At 69.5% G+C, this 5,623-nt stretch carries 6 protein-coding genes; all 6 read left to right on the forward strand.

The features are described from left to right. The first annotated feature begins 38 nt into the window (after positions 1 to 38). The 6 genes from FNH05_RS30670 to FNH05_RS38395 are packed head-to-tail and all read left to right on the forward strand — an operon-like array spanning position 39 to position 5,502. Complete coding sequence (locus FNH05_RS30670) at positions 39 to 254, forward strand: hypothetical protein (RefSeq protein WP_144592343.1); 216 nt, start codon at positions 39 to 41, stop codon at positions 252 to 254. Further along, positions 251 to 859: an exosortase/archaeosortase family protein gene (locus FNH05_RS30675; RefSeq protein ID WP_144592344.1), complete on the forward strand. Its 609-nt coding sequence runs from the start codon at positions 251 to 253 to the stop codon at positions 857 to 859. The genes FNH05_RS30670 and FNH05_RS30675 overlap by 4 nt, the downstream gene beginning before the upstream one ends. Then, the gene (locus FNH05_RS30680) at positions 856 to 2,226 is read left to right on the forward strand and encodes an XrtP-associated glycosyltransferase (protein ID WP_222426754.1); all 1,371 of its coding nucleotides are present in this window, start codon (positions 856 to 858) and stop codon (positions 2,224 to 2,226) included. The genes FNH05_RS30675 and FNH05_RS30680 overlap by 4 nt, the downstream gene beginning before the upstream one ends. Positions 2,227 to 2,237: 11 nt before the next feature. Next, positions 2,238 to 3,122: a septum formation family protein gene (locus tag FNH05_RS30685; protein ID WP_186382821.1), complete on the forward strand. Its 885-nt coding sequence runs from the start codon at positions 2,238 to 2,240 to the stop codon at positions 3,120 to 3,122. Then, positions 3,119 to 4,813 carry a glycan biosynthesis hexose transferase WsfD gene (wsfD, locus tag FNH05_RS38390; RefSeq protein WP_186382822.1) on the forward strand — a complete coding sequence of 565 codons (1,695 nt, stop codon included), beginning with the start codon at positions 3,119 to 3,121 and terminating at the stop codon, positions 4,811 to 4,813. The genes FNH05_RS30685 and wsfD overlap by 4 nt, the downstream gene beginning before the upstream one ends. Then, positions 4,810 to 5,502: a class E sortase gene (locus FNH05_RS38395; protein WP_186382823.1), complete on the forward strand. Its 693-nt coding sequence runs from the start codon at positions 4,810 to 4,812 to the stop codon at positions 5,500 to 5,502. The genes wsfD and FNH05_RS38395 overlap by 4 nt, the downstream gene beginning before the upstream one ends. Positions 5,503 to 5,623: the final 121 nt, after the last annotated feature.

Consider the following 5,623-nt stretch of genomic DNA (forward strand, 5'->3'; position numbering starts at 1 on the left):
ACCGTCCGTAGTTGCGACAGCGAGAGGACACCATCCAGATGTACGCAGGTGGAATCCGGCCCCACACCGGTGGCACGGCGGGGGGCATCGGCGCGCTCGCGGCCACCGGGTCCCCGGCGCTCGGCCTGATGATCGGCCTCGCGGCGATGCTCCTGTTCGCGGGGATGACCCTCGTACGGAAGAACGTCGTCGCGCGCAACCTCGCCGCGCTCGGTGGGGCGATGCCGAGGCCGTTCGCCGGAGCGGCCGAGTGACGGGCGATGGCGCCGCCTCCGTCGCCGGCCACTTGCCCAGGCTGTCGCTGAAATCCGGCAGGCCCGGTGCACCGAGGTCGTGGACGGCGTGGCTTCCGGCCGCGTTGTGCGGCGCCATCGCCGTCGCGATGGTGTTCTTCCAAGGGAGTTACCGGTTGGCCGAAACCTGGCTCGCGGGGAAGTTGGTGCGTACCGTCGTCGGACAGCACGCCTGGCCCCTGCCGGGCGAGCCGGTGCTGCTGTTCGAAACCTCGGCTTCGCCGGGGGCCATGGCCATCAGGGTTTCCCTTGCCTGCAGCAGCGTCCTGCTCGTGGCGCCGCTTTTCCTGATCTCTGGGGCCCTGTTCCTGTCCTCGGCCCGATCCCGAGCCCGGATCCCGCTGGCGACGCTGGCCGCCTTCGTCATCATCGTGATCGCCAACAACATCCGGCTCGGGCTGATCATGGTGCTGGCGAGCCGGTTCGGCCGGACCGGGCTCGACTGGGGCCACATCCTGGTCGGATCGCTGGTGATGCTCACCGCGGGTGGTATCGCGATCCTGTCGTATCTCAAGATCGCGGCCGGGTCGAGGGCGGGGCGCCATCGCAAGGAGGGGGAAAGGTGAGCCTGCTCGAAGTCTCCATCAGCCTGTCGTTCTTCCTCGGCCTGGTTTTCCTCGCGTACGTGGTGATCCTGGTGCGCGGATTCCTGAAGGCGGAACCGGAACGCCCCGGCGACCCGGACTCGCTGGACTGGCATTTCCTCATCCCGTGCCGCGAGGAGCAGGCCGTGATCGGATCGACGCTGGAATACCTGGAAAGCACCTTTCCCCAAGCGCATCTCTGGGTGATCGACGACGCGTCCACCGACCGGACCGGCGAGATCGTCGCGGACCGCGCGGAGCGCAACGCCCACGTGCACCTGGTCGCGCGGCGGCTGCCCGAGGCGCGCAAGGGCAAGGGGGCCGCGCTGAACGCCGGATACCGGGAGATCAGCCGGTACGTCGGTGAGGGCGGACCGCGCGCGAGGACCGTGGTCGTGGTGGTGGACGCGGACGGCAGGCCCTCGGCCAACATGCTGGAACTGTGCGCCGGGCCGGACGCCTTCGCCGACGGCTCGGTCGGGGCGGTGCAGGTGGAAGTGCGCATGATCAACCGCGACGTCGAGCGGCCGCTGCCCGCCAAGGGACCGCTGGCGAACCGGTTCGCCGCGATGCTCGCGCGCATGCAGGACGTCGAGTTCCGGGGGCCGATCTCGGCGATGCAGATCATCCGCCGCCGCACCGGCACGGTGAACATGGGCGGCAACGGCCAGATGAACCGGCTGACCGCACTCGACAGCATCGCGGGCGAGACGGGGGAGCCCTGGGGCAACGCGCTGCTCGAAGACTTCGAACTGGGACTGCGGCTGATGCTGGCCGGGTGGCGGACCGCCTACAGCCGCTGCTCCTGGGTGGACCAGGAGGCGTTGTGGAACCTCAACCCGCTGGTGGTGCAGCGAACCCGCTGGGCACAGGGGTCCATGCAGTGTTTCCGTTACCTGCCAAGGGTTTGGGGTTCACCCTGCTTCACCACGGCGGGCTTTCTGGAGATCCTCTACTTCATGCTGCGCCCGTGGGTCCAGGTCGTCGGCTCGATCGTGTACGCCATCCCCCTCGCGGTGTTCGTGTTCGACGCCGCGGCCTACCGGGACTTCATGGAGGGGTTCCTGCTGAACGGCGGGTTGCTGCTCATGGCCGCCTATCTCGTGCTGGGCGTGGGGGAGTTCGCGATCTGGGGCTGGTTCTACCGGACCCGGTGCGAACCCGGGCTCAGCCGCCGCTCGGCTGTCCACTTGGGACTCGCGGTGGCGGCCTATTCGCTCCTCAACTACGTCATCGCTTGGCGCGCCTTCGGTCGTTTCGCGACCGGACGCGGGAGCTGGAAGAAGACCCGGCGGAACAGTGAACTGACCGAACCGCAGCCCTCGGTGGCGGGAGCGGTCGCGGAATGAAGGGGAGTCGGGTGTTGCGTCGCGTACTCGCCCGGGGCGCGTGGGGAAGCCTGCTGGTGGTGGTCACGCTGGGCGGGGTCGCGCTCGCCGCGGCCGGATTCCTCAAGAGCCCACCGGGGCTCGGCCCCGGGCCGCTGCTCACCAAATGGGAGGTGGGCTCGTGCCACCGCCTCGACCAGCCGGTGGAAACCTCGTGGGCCTTCCTGACCGACACCAGGCCGACGGTCCGCTGCGACACCGAGCACACCACGGAGACCTACCAGGTGGTGCGACTGGACGGCGAAGTCGCGGCCGCGAAGGAACGGCCCAGCCCGGTTCTGCTGCAGAAGGAAGGGCCGCCGTTGTGCAGTGGTGACGTGCTGAACCGCTACCTCGGCGCGGACGAGAAGGACGCTGTCCGCGAACTGACCACGATCGCGTTCTTCCCCACGGCGGAGGAGTGGCGCGACGGCGAACGGCGGATGCGGTGCGACGTGATGACCGTGCCCGCGGGCCGGCTCGACCCGGTCGCGGTGTCGTTCCCGTTCAAGGACGCGATGAAGACGGCGGAGGGTTCGCGCTACCGCCTGTGCCGCCTCGACGGCACGGAGGTCCGGTGCGACCAGCCGCACAACCGCGAGCTGGTCAACCCGTGGCTGCTGTTCGGCACGGATCAGATCGCCAAGGGCCGTGAGTTCATGGTGGGAGTGGCGCAGCCGCTGTGCCGCAAGGAGGTCGGGGCCTACCTCGGTGCGCCGCTGGCGGCGCGGCCGGACCTCGAGGTCGTGGTGGAGGTGCCGGGGGACCCTTCGATCCGGCAGGACAGCCGGGTGGGGCGGTGCTGGGTGGCCCCCTCCGACCCGAAGGCGACCCTGGACAAGAGCGTTCGAGGGTACGAAAGAGGGGCTGGTTCGTGATCGGGGCCGGAATTCCCGCGGCCGTCCGGCGTGGCCGGGGATGGCTTGCCGACCCGGTGCGCCGCATCCCCGTCGTCTCCTCGGCGATGGGTGTGCTGTGGACCGGGATCATGCTCGCGCGCCTGTTCGTGGGCGGTGCCGTCGGGCTCGCGGACAACTTCGACGGGCACCGGCTGATGTGCCAGCTCCAGGTGGCGCAGGTGCCCAACGGGCACGAGGTGTGGGCGTACCTGAACCCGTTCTACGACAGCTACACCTTCTACGGCGAGGCGTGCAGCGCCGGTGGCACCGGGCAGGCCTACTACAGCAGCGAGTGGTACTTCCTGTGGCTGGCGAAGCTGCTCACGCCGCTGTCCGGGTCCGGCCACGCGCTCGACCTGCGCATGCTGGGTGTCGTCGTCTCGGTGTTCTTCGGCCTGGCCATCGGCCTGATCTGCGCCGTGTGCCCGCTGCCGATCTGGGCGCGCGTGGTGGTCGTGTCGCTGATCGGGCTGTTCACCGCGGATTCCGCGATCGCCCCGTACTTCATCTCACCGCTGAGCGAACCGGCCGCGATCATCGGGATGCTGTTCATCATCGCGGCGCTGCTGCGTCTGCTGCGCAGGAACTACGCGACGGTGCTGGATCTGCTGCTGGTGTCCGCCGCGGTGCTCTGGACCGTGACCGCGAAGACGCAGACGATCACGATGTTCGCCGGGGTGGTCCCGGCCATGGTGATCCGGCCGGTGCGCTTCCCGCTGTTCGCACGGCTGTTCAAGCGCCCGGAACGGTCCGAGGGACACACGCGGCACCGGGGTGTGCGCAAGGTGCTGGCGGCCGGGTTGCGCCGGACGCCGGCGCTGGTGATCTGCGGACTGCTCGTCTTCGCCTGCTTCCAGTTCGCCGGGGCGCAATCGCGCTGGCTCAAGGAAATCTATTCCTTCCACCAGGTCTTCGAGACGATCCTGCCCCTGGGTACCGATCCGAAGCGGGACCTGCGGGACCTCGGCGTCGACGAGAGGCTCGCCGTCTACGACGGAAGGTCGATCCTGGCGCTCTCCGGCCCCGGCGAGGTGCCTGCGGGCTACCGCGAATTCCTCGACACGATGACCACGGCGAAGATCGTCGAGTTCTACGCGACCCATCCCTCGCGGATCTTCGCCGTGCTCGACCAGGGGCTGGACGCGCTGACCAAGGCCAGACCGGACTACCTCGGCAACTACCTGCCCGACAGCGGTGAACCGCCGTACTCCCACGAGAACCGCGTCTTCGCCGGCGAGGCGCTGTTCACCTTGCTCCGGCCCGTGCGGTGGGTGGTGTTTCCGCTGCTGTGGCTGGGTTCGCTGGTGCTGGGTGGCTGGCTGGCCTTCCACCGGCGGCTCGGCGCCGCGGGACGGGGGATCGGCTGGCTGCTCGCCGGGCTTTCCCTCAACACCATGGCGCAACTGGCGTCGGTGCTGCTTTCCGACGGGCTCAACGACATCGTCAAGCATTCGGTGTTCGTGGTCTACAGCACCTACCTGCTGCTGCCCACGCTGGTCGCGGCGGTGGGGGCGACCGACATGATCGGCCGCCCCGACCAGTTCCTCCCCGACCGGAAGCTGCCGAACACCGGGCTGCCCTGGCCCTGGCAACGAAGGCGCCTGCGCGCGGCGGAGGCCGGGCGGCACGAGCGGCCCACTGGGGAAACCAGGGAACTGGAAGCCGTGTGAGCACTGGCCACAATGGACTCCGGCTGGGCTGGAAACCCCGCCTGTACGGCGCCGCGGGCAGCACGTTCGTCACGCTCGGCTTCGTCGTGCTGCTGTTCGTCGCCTACCAGCTGTTCGTCGTTCCGGCGCGGACTGACGGGGCGCAGCATTCGCTGGAGCAGGAACTGACCCGGCAGTGGGAAGGGGATCCCTCCGGCCTGCCCGCACCGGTCGTCGGCACCGCGCCGGACGCCGGGGCCCCGCCCAACGGGAAACCCTTGGTGCGCCTGTTCATTCCCCGGCTCGGACTGCACTGGGTGGTGGTCGAGGGGGTGACTCTGGCCGACCTGCGGCGCGGCCCCGGTCACTATCCGGGGACGGCCTATCCGGGACAGGACGGCAATTTCGCGGTGGCGGGGCACCGTGCGCCCAGGGTGTTCTGGGACCTGGACCAGGTTTCCCCCGGCGACGCCGTTTTCGTGCAGTCCGGGACGACCGTGTACACCTACACGGTCACCGGCACCGAGATCGTTTCGCCGAGGGAGGTCGGGGTGATCGCGCCCGTGCCGGATCATCCCGGGGCGGAGGCCACGAGGCCGGTGCTCACGCTGACCACCTGCAATCCCAAATGGGCCAGCTACCAGCGTCTCATCGTGCACGCCGAACTCTCGGGGGTGCGGACGGTGCCCGCCGGTTCCCTGATCGGCTGACCCCCTGGCGGCGCGTTGCCGTGAGGGGTCCCCTCACAGCCGTTACGGCCAGGGTCCCGGCGAAGTCCGGTCCGCTCGCGGTGTACGGCGCGTCCGCCGGGCGAGTCCCACGCTCGTGCGC

Origin of the sequence: Amycolatopsis rhizosphaerae (assembly GCF_007713715.1) — a bacterium.
Classification (GTDB): Bacteria; Actinomycetota; Actinomycetes; order Mycobacteriales; family Pseudonocardiaceae; genus Amycolatopsis_E; species Amycolatopsis_E rhizosphaerae.

Bases quoted from the DNA above. Each gene is read 5' to 3' on its own strand.
- FNH05_RS30670 (WP_144592343.1), top strand. From the start codon at position 39: ATGTACGCAGGTGGAATCCGGCCCCACACCGGTGGCACGGCGGGGGGC.